Raw genomic sequence first — 14,377 nt, forward strand, 5'->3', positions numbered from 1 at the left:
GTTTTTCATGGCTCCGGATGCAGGGTCACGAGGGTGCTCTGCGCGGGCTGGAGCCAGGCGTTCGCCGCCGCCTGCAGATCATCCGGTGTGAGCGCGGCGTAGTGATCGAGGGCTTCGAACAACAGGCGATAGTCATCGAAGTAGATGGCGAAGCTGCCGAGGGTGTCGGCCTTGCCGGCCAGCGTGGTGAGGCTGCGCACGAAAGCCGCGCGGCAGATGTTTTGCGCTTTGCGCAGTTCGGCGGCGGAGACCGGCTCATCGCGCAAGCGCTGCAGTTCCTCCCTCAGCACCTGTTCACCAGCCTCGGCCCCCCGGCCTTCGCTGCACTGCACGGTAAGAATGAACAAACCGGGGTCGAGCGAAGGGCCGTAGTCGCTTCTCACCCAGGCCGCCAAACGTTCGCCATCCACCAATCGCCGATAGAGACGCGAACTTTGGCCGGCCACCAGGATGATTTCGAGCAGTTGCAGTGCAAAATGATCGGGGTGACGACTTGCGGGCGTGTGAAAGCCGCAGGTGAACGCCGGCAGATGCGCGGGCAGATGCAGATCGGCGCGGCGTGGTGCAGTCTGCGGCGGTTCCACCGGCAGCGCGACGGTGGGCGCCGGCCGGCCGGGCAGCCCGCCGAAATAATGCTCGCACAACCGCAGCGTTTCCTCCGGGTCGAGATCTCCCGCCAGCACCATGACCGCGTTGGCGGGCGTGTAATAGCGGTGATGGAATTCCTTCAAATCCGCCAGCTTCCAGCGTTGGATATCCTGCGGCCAGCCAATCACCGGCCAGCGGTAGGGATGAACCGTAAACGCCGTTGCCCACAGCTTCTCATTCAGCAACTCGAAATTGTCGTTTTCCACCGTGGAGCGCCGTTCGGAGGCAATGACTTTGCGCTCCGCGGCAAAGGTGCTCTTCTCAAGCTGCAGGCCGGCCATGCGGTCGGCCTCCAGGTCAAAGATGGTGGCCAGGGCGCTGGCCGGGAAACTGTTTTGATAAACGGTGAGATTTTGGTTGGTGAAAGCGTTGTTGGCGCCGCCATGCGCCTCCATGATTTCATCGAAACGGCCGGGGCCGTAGTTTTTCCCGCCATTGAACATCAAATGTTCGATGAAATGTGCCAGGCCGGTCCCGCCCGGGCTCTCGTTGCGCGATCCCACCCGCCAAAAGATGTGCATGGCGACCTGCGGCAGAGTATGATCTTCGTGCAGAATGATTTGCAGACCGTTGCCGAGGCGATGCTCGTGCACGCTTGCTGCAAATGCCGCGATTTGCTCACGCATGAATCCCTGTTTTCCTCCCGTGCTGCTGAATTTCTGTCGGCGGGCAATATACGGCAATTTTTGCAATTTGCCAATCGTCCTGACCGCCGCGGCAAATTGTTTTGGGCGTTTCGCCGTTGCGCCAACTTGTCGCTATATAACTGTGTTTTTCAAAAAACCGGTCCCCGGAAGCCTTTACCATTCGTTCAGGAGCGTAACCCATGCGGAATATTACCCTGCTCGTTCACCCCCTGGCCATTGGCCTGCTGGCCGTTTTGCTGCAAGCCTGTGAAAAACCCCGGCAGGATGCCGGCGCGGCAGGCACAGTGGACAGTCTGCAAACCACCAGCCCGGCGCCGCAGCCGGCAGCCGCAGCCGCCGATTCCACCGAGAAGCTCAGCCGGGCGCAGATCGAAGAGATCGCGCGGGAGGAGATGCCGGGCGCGCTGATCATCGCCGAAGCAATCGACCGGGAAGACAGTGTGCTGGTCTATGAAGTCGACGTGAAAAATGAACGCGGCATCTTCCAACTGGTGATCAACGCGGTCACCGGCGCGGTGCTCGAAGTGGAGGACAAGACGGCGGACTACGAGGCGGAAGGCAAGGCCCTGCCCGCTGAAATTCCCGATCTCGCCGCGCGCGATGCCGCCGAACAAGCCGCGCTCGCCAGCATCCCCGGCGAAGTGGTGAAGTGGAAAGTTCGCGACAAGGGCCAGGGCACTTATTACAGCTTTACCATCCGCGGCGCCGACGGCGGCACGCAAAAGGTGAAAGTGAAGGCGGGCAGCAACGAAGTGCAGAAATCGGATGATTGAGACGCGGCGCGCCGGTGGAACTTTCCTGTTGGTTTTGGTACAAAATTGCTTTACCTAGCAGTGTTTCAGCTCTGCCATGGAATGACAAAATCGATCAGGGAGTGGTTATGAAGTACAGGATCATCCTCTGGCTGCTCGTGTTTGCGCTCGGCTGCGGCCAAAGCCAGCAGGAAAGACAAGCCGGCCAGTCCCCGGCAGCGGGCGCCGCTTCATCCGGCATCACCGCCCAGGATGCCAGCCGCGAATATGGCCAGTCTGTCATGGAAACACCCTCCGCTGGCGGTCAAGCCGCCCACGTTGAACCGGTGGCCTTTGCTGAGCTGCAGAAACTTCTGCCGGCAAGCCTGGCGGGCCTCACCCGCGACGAGGCCACCGGCGAAACTGCCGAAGTGTTCGGCATCAAAGTCTCGACGGCCGAAGCGCACTACAGCGATGACGAGGGTCGCAGCATAACTCTCAAGCTCACTGACCTCGGCTCGTTGCAAGGGCTGTCGAGCATGGCGACCTACGCATGGGCGGCCACCGACATCGATCGCCAAACCGAAAGCGGATACGAACGCACGCTCACACTGCACGGTTACCGCGGCTATGAGCAATTCGACCGCGACGATCAAAGCTGCATTTTGAATGTGCTGGTGGGCAATCGTTTTATCGTGGAGGTGAGCGGCTACCAAGTCAGCATGGCGGAAACCAGGACGGCGCTGCAGCAAATCGATCTCAAACAGCTCGAGGGCATGAAGCTGCGCAGCAGGCAATGAAGGCGGGCGGTTCACCGCGGCCCGCTGTCCGCCGAAAACAGCAGTCTTTTGGATAAAAATGCCCGCGCAACTGCCTGGCCATGGCCTCGCAAGCCTCCGGATTCTCCCGTCACAATGCAGTTTGGCAATCCCCGGCTCGGACGGGATGGCAATGCCTGCCAACGCCAGCGCAACCTTCGCCGTTCACGCCTGCACCCACCCAACCTCCCGGCACCGTTGTGAACATTTTCGTCGCAGAATCACAAGCCTGCAAAAGCAGGCTTTGCTTTTTTCGGCCGCATTGTTTCAGAATGCGCCGGCCTGCTGAAATTCGAAATAACACTGCAACACCCGGCCGGCGAGCGGGGCGGCGTCCTGCGCACCCTGCGCCTCCTCCAGGAAAACCACCAGCGCGACCTCGGGTTTCTCTGCCGGCGCAAAGCCAATGAACCACCCGTTGGTTTTGGCGCCAAAATATGCTGCTGCCGTGCCGGTCTTGCCCGCGACTTTGATTTCCGCCAGCCGCGCGCCTACACCAGTGCCATAGGCCACACTCTGCCGCATCCCTTCCCTGATGAGATGCAATTCCCGGCCAAACACAATCGTCTTCACCAGCTCCGCTTGGAACTGCTGCAGCGCTGCCGCCGAGGCCGGATAAAACGGCCGGTAAATCGCGCCCGCATTGGCAAGCGCTGCGACCAATTGCAGCATCTGCAGTGGCGTCACTGCCAGCGCGCGGCTTTGCCCCACCGCGAAACGCACTGCTTCTGCAGGCGAAACCCATTCCGGCAACCGGCCGGCAGCCTCCTCCGGCAGGTTGATACCCGTGCGCTCCGCCAGCATGAGATTGCGCGCCGTTTCGGCGAGCGCACCGGCGGGCAGCTTCTGCGCGGCGAGATAAAAGTAAATGTTGCAGGAATTCGCCAGTGCCTGCAGCAGAGTTTGCCTGCCGTGACCACGGCGCAGCCAGCAGTGATGGGCCTCGCTGCCGAGTTTGATCTGGCCTTCGCACAAAAACTGCTCCTCCGGATCGAGCAGACCGTGCTGCAACAACGCCAGGGCAGTCACGATTTTGAAGATCGAGCCCGGACGGGTGGCATGTTGCACGCCCAGCCGTTCGTTGATGACAGCCAGCAGCAAACCGGTGCGCGGCTGCATCACCAAAATCGTTCCGTCGCGATTGCCCAACAGCTCACGGCAGGCCTGGCGAAACGCGGTCAAATCCGCAAAGCGATCACGCGGCTGCCAGCAGGACACACCCGCCAGCGCAAGCATGCCGGCACAGGCCAACACGGGCCAAAACTGCCGGGGCGTCTGCCAATTTCGATCAGATCCCATGCGCTCCCTCTCCCGACGGATGCGCCGCGACCGCTCCGAGATGACATTTCTCCCGGCAATGCTTTTTCAAAACAACCGGCCGGGAGCCGGGCATGCGTGATGAAGCACAAGGCTCATTCGACAATTCGCACACGCGCTTCGCTGCTGTTGCCCTGATATTCCGGATAATACATCAAGCTGGCGAGGGCCGGCATGACATGATAGCTGCCCGGAATTTGCGCGCGCACCAGGTAGGTGAATTCGTGCACGCCCGCCGCCAGCCGGGTCGCGAAAAACGCCACTTTCTCATCGCGGGTTTCACGGCCGGCATACTGCGGCCGCCAGCCCTCCTCCGCACGCCCGGCGTAGTTGCGTTCGCCGGGAATCACATAGCCCGATTCATCCTTGATCACTTCAACGCCGGCGGGCAGAGGATCTTCGAGCATGAAGTATTCGAAATCCGAGGTCGAAGTCACTCTGAGCTTCACCAGCATTTCATCGCCGGAGCGCAGCGTGCCGCTGAATCCGGTTTTGGCATAAACCAGCCGCGCGCCGGCGGCCTGTCGTTCAAGGACGTGGTATTCGCGTTCCACCCCAAAGCCGGAGTTGCTGCGCGGCAGGTTCTCCCCGGCTTGATAATAAGTCGTGCGGAAAGTACTAAAGAACTTGCCCGCGCCGGTTTTCTCGATGCGAAGGCGGTTGGGGCCGGGGCGCAACCGGCCGGCAGGCAGGCGAATCGTCTGCTCCCTGCCGTTGGCCTCGGCTTTGGTCATGCGCTGGTCGAACACGAGCTGATCGTTGAGGTGAATGCGCACGCGATAGTCGGGTTCCAGCTCGCGGCTCTTTTCGAGATAATCGACCAGCGCAAAGATGATCATCGCCGTGTCCTTGGTCGACCGCCAGGCCTCGCCGCGCTTTTGCAGCAGCAGATAGCGAATGCCCGGATTGATGCGGGCGCTGGCGGGCTTCACCTGCACCAGCGATTTGACCGCAAACGCCGTGGTCTCGAGGTTGTCGTCCTGCCAGTTGTAGTGCCAGCTCTTGCCGCCCCAGGAGCAGAGATTGCCGGCGGTGACGCCGTTTGCTTCCAGTTGAGCGGCGAGCGTGTTGGCGATTTCGGTTTTGTTCTGGCCATGTGAAACCAGCGCCAGCAGCGCGCGGGTGTAGTCGTTGCTCCTGGCCCGCTGCAATTCTGCAAATCGCGCCTCGAACAGATTGTCGACTTTCACGCCAGCCTGCCGCGCGGTTTGCAGTGCGTAGAGCATATAGGCTTGCGTGGTGGCGTCCAGCAATGCGAACGCGCCGCGGCCGCGCGCCTCGCCGAGTCCGGTAACCTCGCGATCGACCAGCCGCGCTTGTTCGAGCTGCCGCGCCAGGCAGTCGGCACCACGTTGCAAGCGCTCCATGTCAATTGGATGCCCGGCTTGTTTTGCGAGGGACAGGCCATAAACGACGTAGGCCGTCATGTAGGGATGGGTTTCATCATCCCGCCACCAGCCCCAGCCGCCGTCACGGTGCTGATAGCCGTATAGCGTCTGCAGGCCCTTGTCCATCATCCTGGGCAATTCGTTCAGCAGCTCCAGGCGCAAATCGAGCTTCAGCTTCTTCGCCGTGTAGGCGACAATCGCGGTGGGCAGAAAGCGGCTCATGGTTTGCTCGACGCAACCATAGGGATAGCCCGCCAGGTCCTCCAATGCGGACAAAAGTGAAGCCGCCAGCGAAGGCGAAACCGAAAGCACCAACTCGGCCGTGGCGGGATCTGCGCTCGCCGGAATCGTGATGGTTTGCTCGCGCACGGCCTGGTTTTCTTCAATATCGACGACCATCGCCTCCGAAGTCTTGAGGCCGTGCGGCAACACCGGCACTTCGAGCTGCATGGCGTCGGAGACTTCGTCGGTGAGCGCTTTGGCCGTCAAAGTGGCCAGGCCCACCTCGTTGGTTTGCACCGTCCAATCCACGCGCTTCTCGCCGTTCTCCGGCACCGAGATCAACTTCTCGCCCACTGGCGTGATGCCCACGCCCTTGCCCGCCAAACTGACTTTGGCCTGCTTCGCCTCGTTGAGATAGTTGTGCACGATGGTCGCAATCGTGACCTGATCACCGGCGATGAAAAAACGCGGGGTTTCCATGCGCACCATCAGATCCATGCGCACCAGGTTCTTGAAGGTCTGCTCCCCCACTTCGGTTTTCGCGGTGATGGCGCGCACCGTTGTGCGCCAGGTGGTGAGATTGTCGGGAAAGCGCACTTTCAGTCTGGCAATGCCGTCGGCATTGGTGCGCACCTGCGCCTGCCAAAACATGGTGTCGCGGAAATCCTTGCGCACGCGTGCCTCCTTGAACTTGTCGGCTTTGACCTCGGCAAAGCCGGTGCGCGCAAACGGCTCCGTCTTGCGCGCCGCCATGGCACCACCCAGGCCGCGCGCCCAACCATAAAACCGAAAATAAACCGACGAGCCGGTTGCCACACGGTTGTAACGCTTGCCGTAAAACACCTTCTTGATCGCGCGCGTCAAATCCGGCGCCAGCGCATAGATGCTTTCATCCACCATCGCCACCGACAGCTCAGTGGCCACGCCCTTGCCCTCCCGGTTGGTCACCTTGATGGTCAGCTCGCCCTCCTCCTGCGGCCGGAAGACATCCTCGTTCATGCTGAGGTCGATGTTGAGAAATTTCTCCTCGGGAATGACGATAAGGTTCTTGCTTTCCGAGTACAGCTCATCGTTCGCCAGAATTGCCACCGCCACTGAAAAATTCGGCTGGTGCTGCGCTTCGATCTCAAAATCGATTACCTGCGAACTGCCGGTGAAACGCACCACTCGCTGCGCCAGCAGTTCCGCGCCCTCGGCGGTCACCAGCGCCGTGACATTTTTCACCGGCGCAATCACCAGCACATGCGCCGTCTCACCCGCGCGATAGCTGTCCTTGTCGGGAATGATCTCCAGACCTTTGGCCTCATAGCCGGCATAGCCAGCACGGCCGCTGACCCAGCAATATTCCTCGCTGGTGATCTTGTTGCCGCGGCTGTCGCTGGCCTGCATGGTGAGATAATAGTATCCCTCCTGCGGCGCTTTGAACCGCATTTGCCCCTGGCCCTGGGCATCGGTGCTGACTTCCTGCGCTGCAATGCGGTTCTGGGTTTGCCAGCCGCGGCCGGGCACCCAATTTTGGCTGAACACCTCCGCGTTGACCCGGGCTGACACCGGCTGGTTCTTGAAATCCTGCGTGCGAATCGTCACCGTGACGTCTTCGCCGGGCACATAAACATATTTGTCGGTGTACGCGGAAATCATGAACAGGCCGCGCGTCACCACCACCTGCTGCGAGCCGAGGATCTGCCGGCGGCTGGCATCCACCACCCGTGCTTCAATGCGATAGTAGAAATCCTGTTCTTCCCGGGGTGTGCGATAGCGCAGTGTAAAACTGCCGTTCTCGTCGAGATAGCCGGTGTTGCTTTCGAGCAATTCGGCACGATAGCTGTAGCCGCCGCCGTCGTCATATTCATCCTCATAGTACCAGGCATACTCGCTGCCGTACCACCACGGCCGCCAGAACCGGCCACGGAAGATGTAGTAATCCACCTGCGCATTGGCCACCGGACTGCCGAAGTAATAATCCGCTTGAATCGTTGCCGTGATCAGCTCACCGTTGGCATATTGATCTTTGTCGGTGGCGACCACGACTTTGAACTCCGGCTTCTTGTATTCCTCCACTTTGAAAGAGGCGTAGTGCGTGATGCCATCCGGAATCGTCGTGCGCAATTGATAACTGCCCAGCGGCGGTTCCTCCGCCAGCGCCAGCTCGCCGCTGGTCGTGCCGTTGTCGTTGGTTTGCAAAGTTTGCCGGTAAATTTCGTTGCCGCGCGCGTCGCTGATCGTGATTTCCACCGGCCGGTTGGCATAAACTTGATAACCGGCCTCGGTCAATTGCCGGACGATGCTCTTGAAATAAACGGTCTGGCCGGGACGGTAGATGGGACGGTCGGTGTAGGCATGCACGACGTATTGCCTGCGGCTGCCGGCGAAAGAATAGTAAAGATCCGAGAGCACGAAGTCATTGCCTTTTCGCCCGAGGATCAACATGGCATTGCCGCCCTCCTCTTCACTGCTTGCAGATGGCGGCGGGAAGGTGGCGAGGCCGTTCGCGTCGGTGATTTGCCGCGCCTGCAGTTTCCTCTCCTGAAACAGGTGCAGCTCGACCTCGGGCGCGGGCGTGCCGGTCATTTTGTTGCAGACAAAAACCGTTGTTCCTTTCGGTGAGGTTTTGGTGATCATGCCCAGCGGCGAAATGACCACCGCGGTATGCGCCATCAGCCGGTCGTTGAATGCTTCAATGAGGTAGGCACCCGGTTCGGTCACCTCGACTTCGAGGTCGCGATAAATGTACTCTTCCGCGCTGCCGAATTCGGTGATCTCCCAGGTCCTGACCAGCGGGTAGTTCTTGAGCGGAGAGAGCAGCCGGCTGGCGCGCGTGGCCACGGAAAACGCGGGCAGGCCGAGCGTATTCTTGACGTCGGTGCGCGTCTGCGGCGTCATGTTATCGCGGAAAACCTGGCGCTGGTCGCGCGCCAGGCGGTTGCGGGAAGCGCGCAAAATGTCGATGGCATTGGCCTCGCGCACGTTGAGCAACTGCTGCGGACTGTGCGGGTCAGCCTGGCGCTGGAAGAAAGCCACCGGGTCCGTGATTTTGTAGGCACGCAGGAAGAGCGAGCCTTTGATGTTCTCCGCCGAAAGATTGACCACCACTTTCTCCCCCGGTGAATAAATCTTCGGCGTTTCCAGGCTGAAGTATTGTGCCTGCGCCCGCAGCGCGAGACTCACCAGCACAGTCGCCAAACACTTCGCTTGCATGATGACTCCTCGGATAATTCCCGCCTGAATCGTTTGCGGCACGCCGCCGGCTGCACCGCTCTTATGCCTCATTCCAAAATCTTCCAGCGATAGAATCCCAAAAAATACGGGTTTTCCGGCACCGGGTGCCAGCGCTCCTCCGGATGCTGCCGCAGATCCGCCAGACGCACCAGCTTCAAGGCGCCGGGATGATCGTCACGCGGGCCGGTGTGATAGATCACGCCGTCGTCCCAACTGGGCGGCCGCTGCCACGCGCCCGCAAAGATCATCGCGTGCTGCGGCATGTGCACGTCGCCGGGATTGAGATAAAACAACAAATCGCCGGGCAGCAGTTGCTCGAGCGTCTTGCCGAGAAAAACCGTGTTGTAGCTGCGTAATTTGCTGGCGGTCGCGGTCACGGCAAAAGTCGTGTCCTGCAAATCCGCGGGCTGGAAGGAACCGGGCGCGGTGCGGAAGATGCGCGTTGCCAGCAACGGCACGTTCGGATATTGAAATCGGCGCACATCCGCAATCGCCGCCTCGCGCAGAAAGGGCTTGCGCCGCAGCCAATTGGTGTCATGCCGCTTCAGCGCTTCGCGATAGGCATAGCGCAGCAAACCGGCACAATCGTGATCATCCTGCCGCCAAGCCGGGTCTTCCTTGTAAAGTTGCGATTCCGCGAGCGTCACGAACCAGCGGCGAAAGTTCAGGCGGTCCTGCTCGTCCGGCAATTCGGCGGCATCCGGGAAGCCGTCGGCATCACGGTCGAGCATCACATCGTTTCCCACGGCCTGTGGGATTTCAGCCGGTGCCGAAGCAACGCCGGAGGGCGGACTGGCGGGCGGCTCGGAACAGGAGAAGAAAAAAACGATCGCTGCCCCAAGCGCCGGGAGGTTGCACCGATTGAGCGATGCTCTCGCACTGATTCTCATGAGATCGGGCTGCGAACTTTCACTTCATGCTCCACACCAACTCACCATTGCCTGCGGCGCTGAATTTGCTGGCAGCCTGCGGCGCGCTGGCTTTGATCAGATCGAACAACGGATCGATGCGACTGTGCAAATCGGCCTGGTCAAAAAGATGCGTCTGGCGATCATAGGCCGCAAGATAATCACGATAGTTCTGGCAGAAGGCCGTGGCATTGAAATACGCCAGCGTGTGTTCTGCCGCCTGCAACCGCTGTCGCGCCGCGGCAAACCCCGCATTCTGTGTTATCGCCGGCGTCCGGTTCCGGCTGGCATCGATCGCGGCGCGCAACGTCGGCCGGTCAAAGGCGAACAGCAAATAATCGCCGCTGATCGCAAAGTTGGGCTCGAAGGTCGTTGGACTCTTGATGTAGTGCAGCCGCACGCCCTGATACTCTTCCATGAGCAAACCGTCGGTGGGAGAATAGAAATAGACCAGCAGCTTTTTCACGCAGGCTTCCACGCCCTGTGTTTGCCGCAGGCGCACACCGGCAAGCTGCCGCCAAAAGTAACGCGGTCCGCTGGTGTCGATGCCGGCAAAGAAGTACAACACTTGCGGATCGAGTTTGCCGATGAGATCGCGGCCCAGGTTCAAATTGCTGCGGGTCTCGAAGCCGCGGATCGCTTCACGCTCCGCGCGCATGGTGGTCACGTAGTGCCAAAACTTTTCCGGAAAAATGGCGCTGGTGGCGCAGCAGAAAATGGCGTCGCCGGGAATGAAGCGCAGCGTTTCCTCCGCCAGCGCCGGTGTTGGAATCGCAGGGACGGGGGCGGGCAGCGAATCGGAAGAACCCGCCGGCGCTTCCCCGGTGATTTGCTCCAGTGCCCGGGCCACCATTTCAGCGAGCGAAGCGGCGCTGCGCCCGCCGGCGGTGAGGCCGAAATACTTGTCCGGATCGAGAAACACCAGCAGGCAGGAAGCCGGGCCAATCTGCGGCTCCGCCGCGCGAAAGGCGGGTTGAAACGCCAGACTGCTTTCCTCCGCATCGAGAAAAGAGGCGATGGCACGCACCAGCAGCTCCCGGTCGGTCGCGACCATGAGAAAATCTTCGACCAGCGTGTAGTAAAACAGTGCGCCGCGGCGCTGCGAGGCAACGGTAAACAGCGTGTGCTGGCGGTAGGTTTGACTGCTCACGCTCAACTCGCGGCTCTCGAACGTGCCGAGTGCGGCGAGCACGCGCGTCACCGTCTGGGCTTTGAGATTGGCGGGCGTGACCAGCAGCCAGCGGTTGTCGTTGCCCGCCGGATAAGAGGCCAGGCAAACCTCCTCACCCAAAGGGTCGATGAAGTAGTTGAATTTGCCGCCGAGCATGCCGAGTTGTTGATCGAGCTGCTCGCCGAGCTGAAACACATGACTGAACGGTTCAGCCGCCTTGAAATCCTGCCAGGCCTGCAGGGCCGTGAGCTGCTGCACGAAACGGGAGTTTTGCAGTTTTTCCCAATTTTCCTTGAAATGGGGAGCGAACAGACAAAGATCGAATCCGCCCGGCACGCCGCGCGCCAGCTTTTCGCGCCTGCCAGCAACGCTGGATTGCACCGGCGCGTGCTTCGGATGTGCCGTCAACTCGAACAGCAATTCCGTGCCGCTGTTCGCGCCGCTGGAATGGATACGTCCGTGCGCCAGCAGCAGGCCGGTTTCACGGAGCGGGACATATTCGGCTTGCCGCCGGGCCTGCAGGTCCGACCACAACCGTCGCAGCGGCTCGACCGCCGCCGGCGGGCGGACATTGAGCAGCGCCAGCACGGCCTCCTCCACCACCCACATGCTTTCATCCTGCAGCCTGGCGACGAGTTTCTGATCACGCTCCGGATTCGGCGTTTGCCATTCGCCCAAGCGGCGTACTGCCAGCAACCGGTTGGTCGTCTCCTGATCATCCGCCAAGCGCAGCAACACGGCCAGCTGCTGCGCCGGCGTCAACGAATCATAGGCCGCGCCGGTTTCGCGGCGCACCGCTTCGAGAAATTTTTCCTCGTCGGCTTTCGGCTGCTGCAATTCGCGCAGCACAATTTGCGGCGCGCGCACCTCCTGCGCCTCCGGCAGGGCTGTGGTGACGGCTTCACCCGCTTTGCTGCGCAACAAATACCATCCGACGGCCACCGCGAGCACCGCCAGCACCGCCACTGCCAACCACAGGACCTGCTGCTTCTTCATGGGCAAACTCGTATTTATCGATTCCAGACTCGGACACGCTTCTGGAGACCACTTGTCTCCATGTCACCTTGTTCCCTCGTCTCCTCGTCCCCTTGTCTCACAGGCCTGCCTGCTGCTCCCCCAACGCCGGATACTTCTTGATTTCCGTTCCCGGGAAATAGTGCCGCAGAATGTCGCGATAAGAATGCCCCTGCCGCGCCATGCCAATGGCACCGTACTGACACAACCCCACGCCGTGGCCCAGGCCCCGGCCGGTGAACACGTAATTTCCTTGTTGGAGTTGCAGATCGAACGCCGTGCTCTTCACGGCATTCCATCCCCGCACCCGACAAACCACAGCGCGAAATTCCTCGCCGCGCACGAGATGAAGTGACTGTCCCATCAGTGCCAGCTCACGCACGCGTCCATCAATGCCGCGCTTGCTGACGCCGATCGCTTGAATGGCATCGCCCAGTTTATCCCGCCAGATTTGCAACAGGCTGTCCGCGTCAATTTGCCAGCGCCAGCGAAAATGCGGGGAGACGGCACAATAACCGGCGTGGCGCGAGGAATCAGCGACACTCACGAGGTAGACATGATCATCAACGCCTGACCACACCCCGTGATCCTCCGCGGTGCGGCCGCCACAAGTGGAGCTGTAGAAGATTTCGATGGGGTGGTTTTGATGGGTCAGAATCTCGCCGGCGGTGCTGGTGACCGCCTGCCAAATCGATGCCTCCACGCCAATACTGCCGGCGTAACGCTGGCAGTGGGTCAGATCGCAAAGCTGATAGCCTTCATCAGCGTGGCGTTGCCAGTTTCTGAGCAGATAAGTGCGGGCGGCAATCGCCTGGGCTTGCAACGCGGCCAGGGGTGCGGCGGGCAGCTCGGCGGCCAGCACTCCGGCGAGATAGTCTGCGACCGGCACGAGATTGATGACACACAATTCATTGCCGCTCAAATGAATTTTAAAAGCGCCGACATAAAGCCGTGACGGGAACGGACACTGACCGTTGCGCAGGCTGACGCCAGCCGCAATCGCACCCGTGATACCAGCCACCGTGATGGTATCACTCGAATCCAGCGTGCGGGAAAAGTCCTGACTTTGCAGGTGCATCGCGCGGCCCTGCCGCACAATGCGAATCGGCCGCTGCGCACGCAAAAGGAGCGCACGACCCAGTCGAACCTCCAACCAACGCCCCGGCAGGGAGGCCATTGCCGCACCACCTGCCGTTGTCGCGATGTCCGGCGACGGCGCGCTCAAACCGTGTGCGGGCTGTTGCGCCGGCAGAAATGCCTGATGGGGGAATTCCGCCGGAGCCAGCTCGATGACGTGAGGAGCAAGAATCTCGAACAGGCGAATCGTGACGACGCCGCCCGGCGCTGAGTCTTGCGCAAAAAGAGCGCTGCCACTGCACCAGCCGGCGAGCATGACAAGCGTTCCCCCCGTCATGCTCCACCCCCGGCTGAACCGCGATTGCCAGGCGCCGGTGCCTTTGATACATTTGATACAACGGTCAAGCCACTGCAGGAACAGTCGCTCAAAAGTTCGCGGTTTCAGACAGAGACGAATTATGGGGATGATGGTCAATCTCATTCCGGGCGCTAGGAGTTGGAGAAAAAAGCCGGTCATAAACAAAAACGAACGGCGCGAATATAACATCACCGCCACCGTGATGCAAACGGAATATCGGTAACGTGTGGAGTCGCGCAGGCTTCCCTGCCTGCAGACAAGAGGTTCAATGCTGCTAATCTTTAGGAAAGCGAAACATCTTTTCTCGCCGTGAAATCCGCGAAGAAGCGCAGCTTACTATAAAAGCCATGATCAAACCTGGTTTACCGGCTGGTCGTGATTCGAACCCCCAAAGCGGGTTCTTTCAACCTGAATTTCACACCCAGATGGATCTCCTCCGCGAGGGACGCCACTTTGATCGCGACGTCCAACCACCCAAGGGGTGGTGCATAAAAAATTTTGTGAACAAGACATTTCTTCCGGTCAACAGCATGCCGGCATGCAAAATTCAGGTTCAAACTGTGTGTTCTTGCCGGGCTTCGCGGTTCGGCAACAATTCATGTGAAAAAGTCAATGCCATGGACATGAAGTCTGCGCCACGTCCCCGCACACGTATTGAGACATTACGATTAACACCACGACCGTGCAGCAGGGATGATGGACGGCAGATGAAATGACCAAACAGCCTGCCTTTCCAACCAGCCCAACAAGTCCATCCCGGCAATCCCGTGGCTCCCGGCGGGCGACGCGGTGGCGCGCTTTGCGATCCGCCCAAACCCCGCGCAAACTGCCCGAGATTTTGTTTGACAATCTTTTGTGA

At 60.4% G+C, this 14,377-nt stretch carries 8 protein-coding genes; 2 read left to right on the top strand and 6 right to left on the bottom strand.

Annotated features, from left to right (window positions below; all coding sequences use genetic code 11):
• Window positions 1-5: 5 nt before the first annotated feature.
• Complete coding sequence (locus ONB52_15965) at window positions 6-1,274, bottom strand: insulinase family protein (protein ID MDZ7417633.1); 1,269 nt, start codon at window positions 1,272-1,274, stop codon at window positions 6-8.
• A 200-nt stretch (window positions 1,275-1,474) separates the two neighbouring features.
• On the opposite strand from ONB52_15965, the gene ONB52_15970 reads away from it, so the two are divergent.
• Together ONB52_15970 and ONB52_15975 are read left to right on the top strand one after the other, a co-directional pair.
• The gene (locus ONB52_15970; GenBank protein MDZ7417634.1) at window positions 1,475-2,068 is read left to right on the top strand and encodes a PepSY domain-containing protein; all 594 of its coding nucleotides are present in this window, start codon (window positions 1,475-1,477) and stop codon (window positions 2,066-2,068) included.
• 107 nt (window positions 2,069-2,175) lie between these two features.
• Entirely contained in the window at window positions 2,176-2,826 is a 651-nt protein-coding gene (locus ONB52_15975) for a hypothetical protein (protein ID MDZ7417635.1), read from the top strand.
• Window positions 2,827-3,111: 285 nt separating this feature from the next.
• Here the strand turns inward: ONB52_15975 and ONB52_15980 are convergent, their stop codons facing one another.
• The 5 genes from ONB52_15980 to ONB52_16000 form a co-directional block, all read right to left on the bottom strand.
• The gene (locus tag ONB52_15980; protein MDZ7417636.1) at window positions 3,112-4,143 is read right to left on the bottom strand and encodes a penicillin-binding transpeptidase domain-containing protein; all 1,032 of its coding nucleotides are present in this window, start codon (window positions 4,141-4,143) and stop codon (window positions 3,112-3,114) included.
• A gap of 113 nt (window positions 4,144-4,256) precedes the next feature.
• Window positions 4,257-8,969: an MG2 domain-containing protein gene (locus tag ONB52_15985; GenBank protein MDZ7417637.1), complete on the bottom strand. Its 4,713-nt coding sequence runs from the start codon at window positions 8,967-8,969 to the stop codon at window positions 4,257-4,259.
• A 68-nt stretch (window positions 8,970-9,037) separates the two neighbouring features.
• On the bottom strand, window positions 9,038-9,721 hold the full coding sequence (locus ONB52_15990) for a DUF1175 domain-containing protein (protein ID MDZ7417638.1): 684 nt from the start codon (window positions 9,719-9,721) through the stop codon (window positions 9,038-9,040).
• Window positions 9,722-9,899: 178 nt separating this feature from the next.
• Window positions 9,900-12,065 (bottom strand): DUF3352 domain-containing protein, encoded by a 2,166-nt coding sequence (locus ONB52_15995; GenBank protein MDZ7417639.1) that lies wholly within the window; start codon window positions 12,063-12,065, stop codon window positions 9,900-9,902.
• Between the two features lie 97 nt (window positions 12,066-12,162).
• Window positions 12,163-13,497, bottom strand: a complete 1,335-nt coding sequence (locus tag ONB52_16000; GenBank protein MDZ7417640.1) for a SpoIID/LytB domain-containing protein — start codon at window positions 13,495-13,497, stop codon at window positions 12,163-12,165.
• Window positions 13,498-14,377 lie beyond the last annotated feature (880 nt).

This window comes from candidate division KSB1 bacterium, from assembly GCA_034506255.1.
GTDB classification, from domain to species: Bacteria; Zhuqueibacterota; Zhuqueibacteria; order Zhuqueibacterales; family Zhuqueibacteraceae; genus Coneutiohabitans; species Coneutiohabitans thermophilus.

Coding starts and splice junctions, on each gene's coding strand:
- ONB52_15965 (MDZ7417633.1), bottom strand. CDS start 1,274: ATGCGTGAGCAAATCGCGGCATTTGCAGCAAGCGTGCACGAGCATCGC.
- ONB52_15970 (MDZ7417634.1), top strand. CDS start 1,475: ATGCGGAATATTACCCTGCTCGTTCACCCCCTGGCCATTGGCCTGCTG.
- ONB52_15975 (MDZ7417635.1), top strand. CDS start 2,176: ATGAAGTACAGGATCATCCTCTGGCTGCTCGTGTTTGCGCTCGGCTGC.
- ONB52_15980 (MDZ7417636.1), bottom strand. CDS start 4,143: ATGGGATCTGATCGAAATTGGCAGACGCCCCGGCAGTTTTGGCCCGTG.
- ONB52_15985 (MDZ7417637.1), bottom strand. CDS start 8,969: ATGCAAGCGAAGTGTTTGGCGACTGTGCTGGTGAGTCTCGCGCTGCGG.
- ONB52_15990 (MDZ7417638.1), bottom strand. CDS start 9,721: ATGCTCGACCGTGATGCCGACGGCTTCCCGGATGCCGCCGAATTGCCG.
- ONB52_15995 (MDZ7417639.1), bottom strand. CDS start 12,065: ATGAAGAAGCAGCAGGTCCTGTGGTTGGCAGTGGCGGTGCTGGCGGTG.
- ONB52_16000 (MDZ7417640.1), bottom strand. CDS start 13,497: ATGACGGGGGGAACGCTTGTCATGCTCGCCGGCTGGTGCAGTGGCAGC.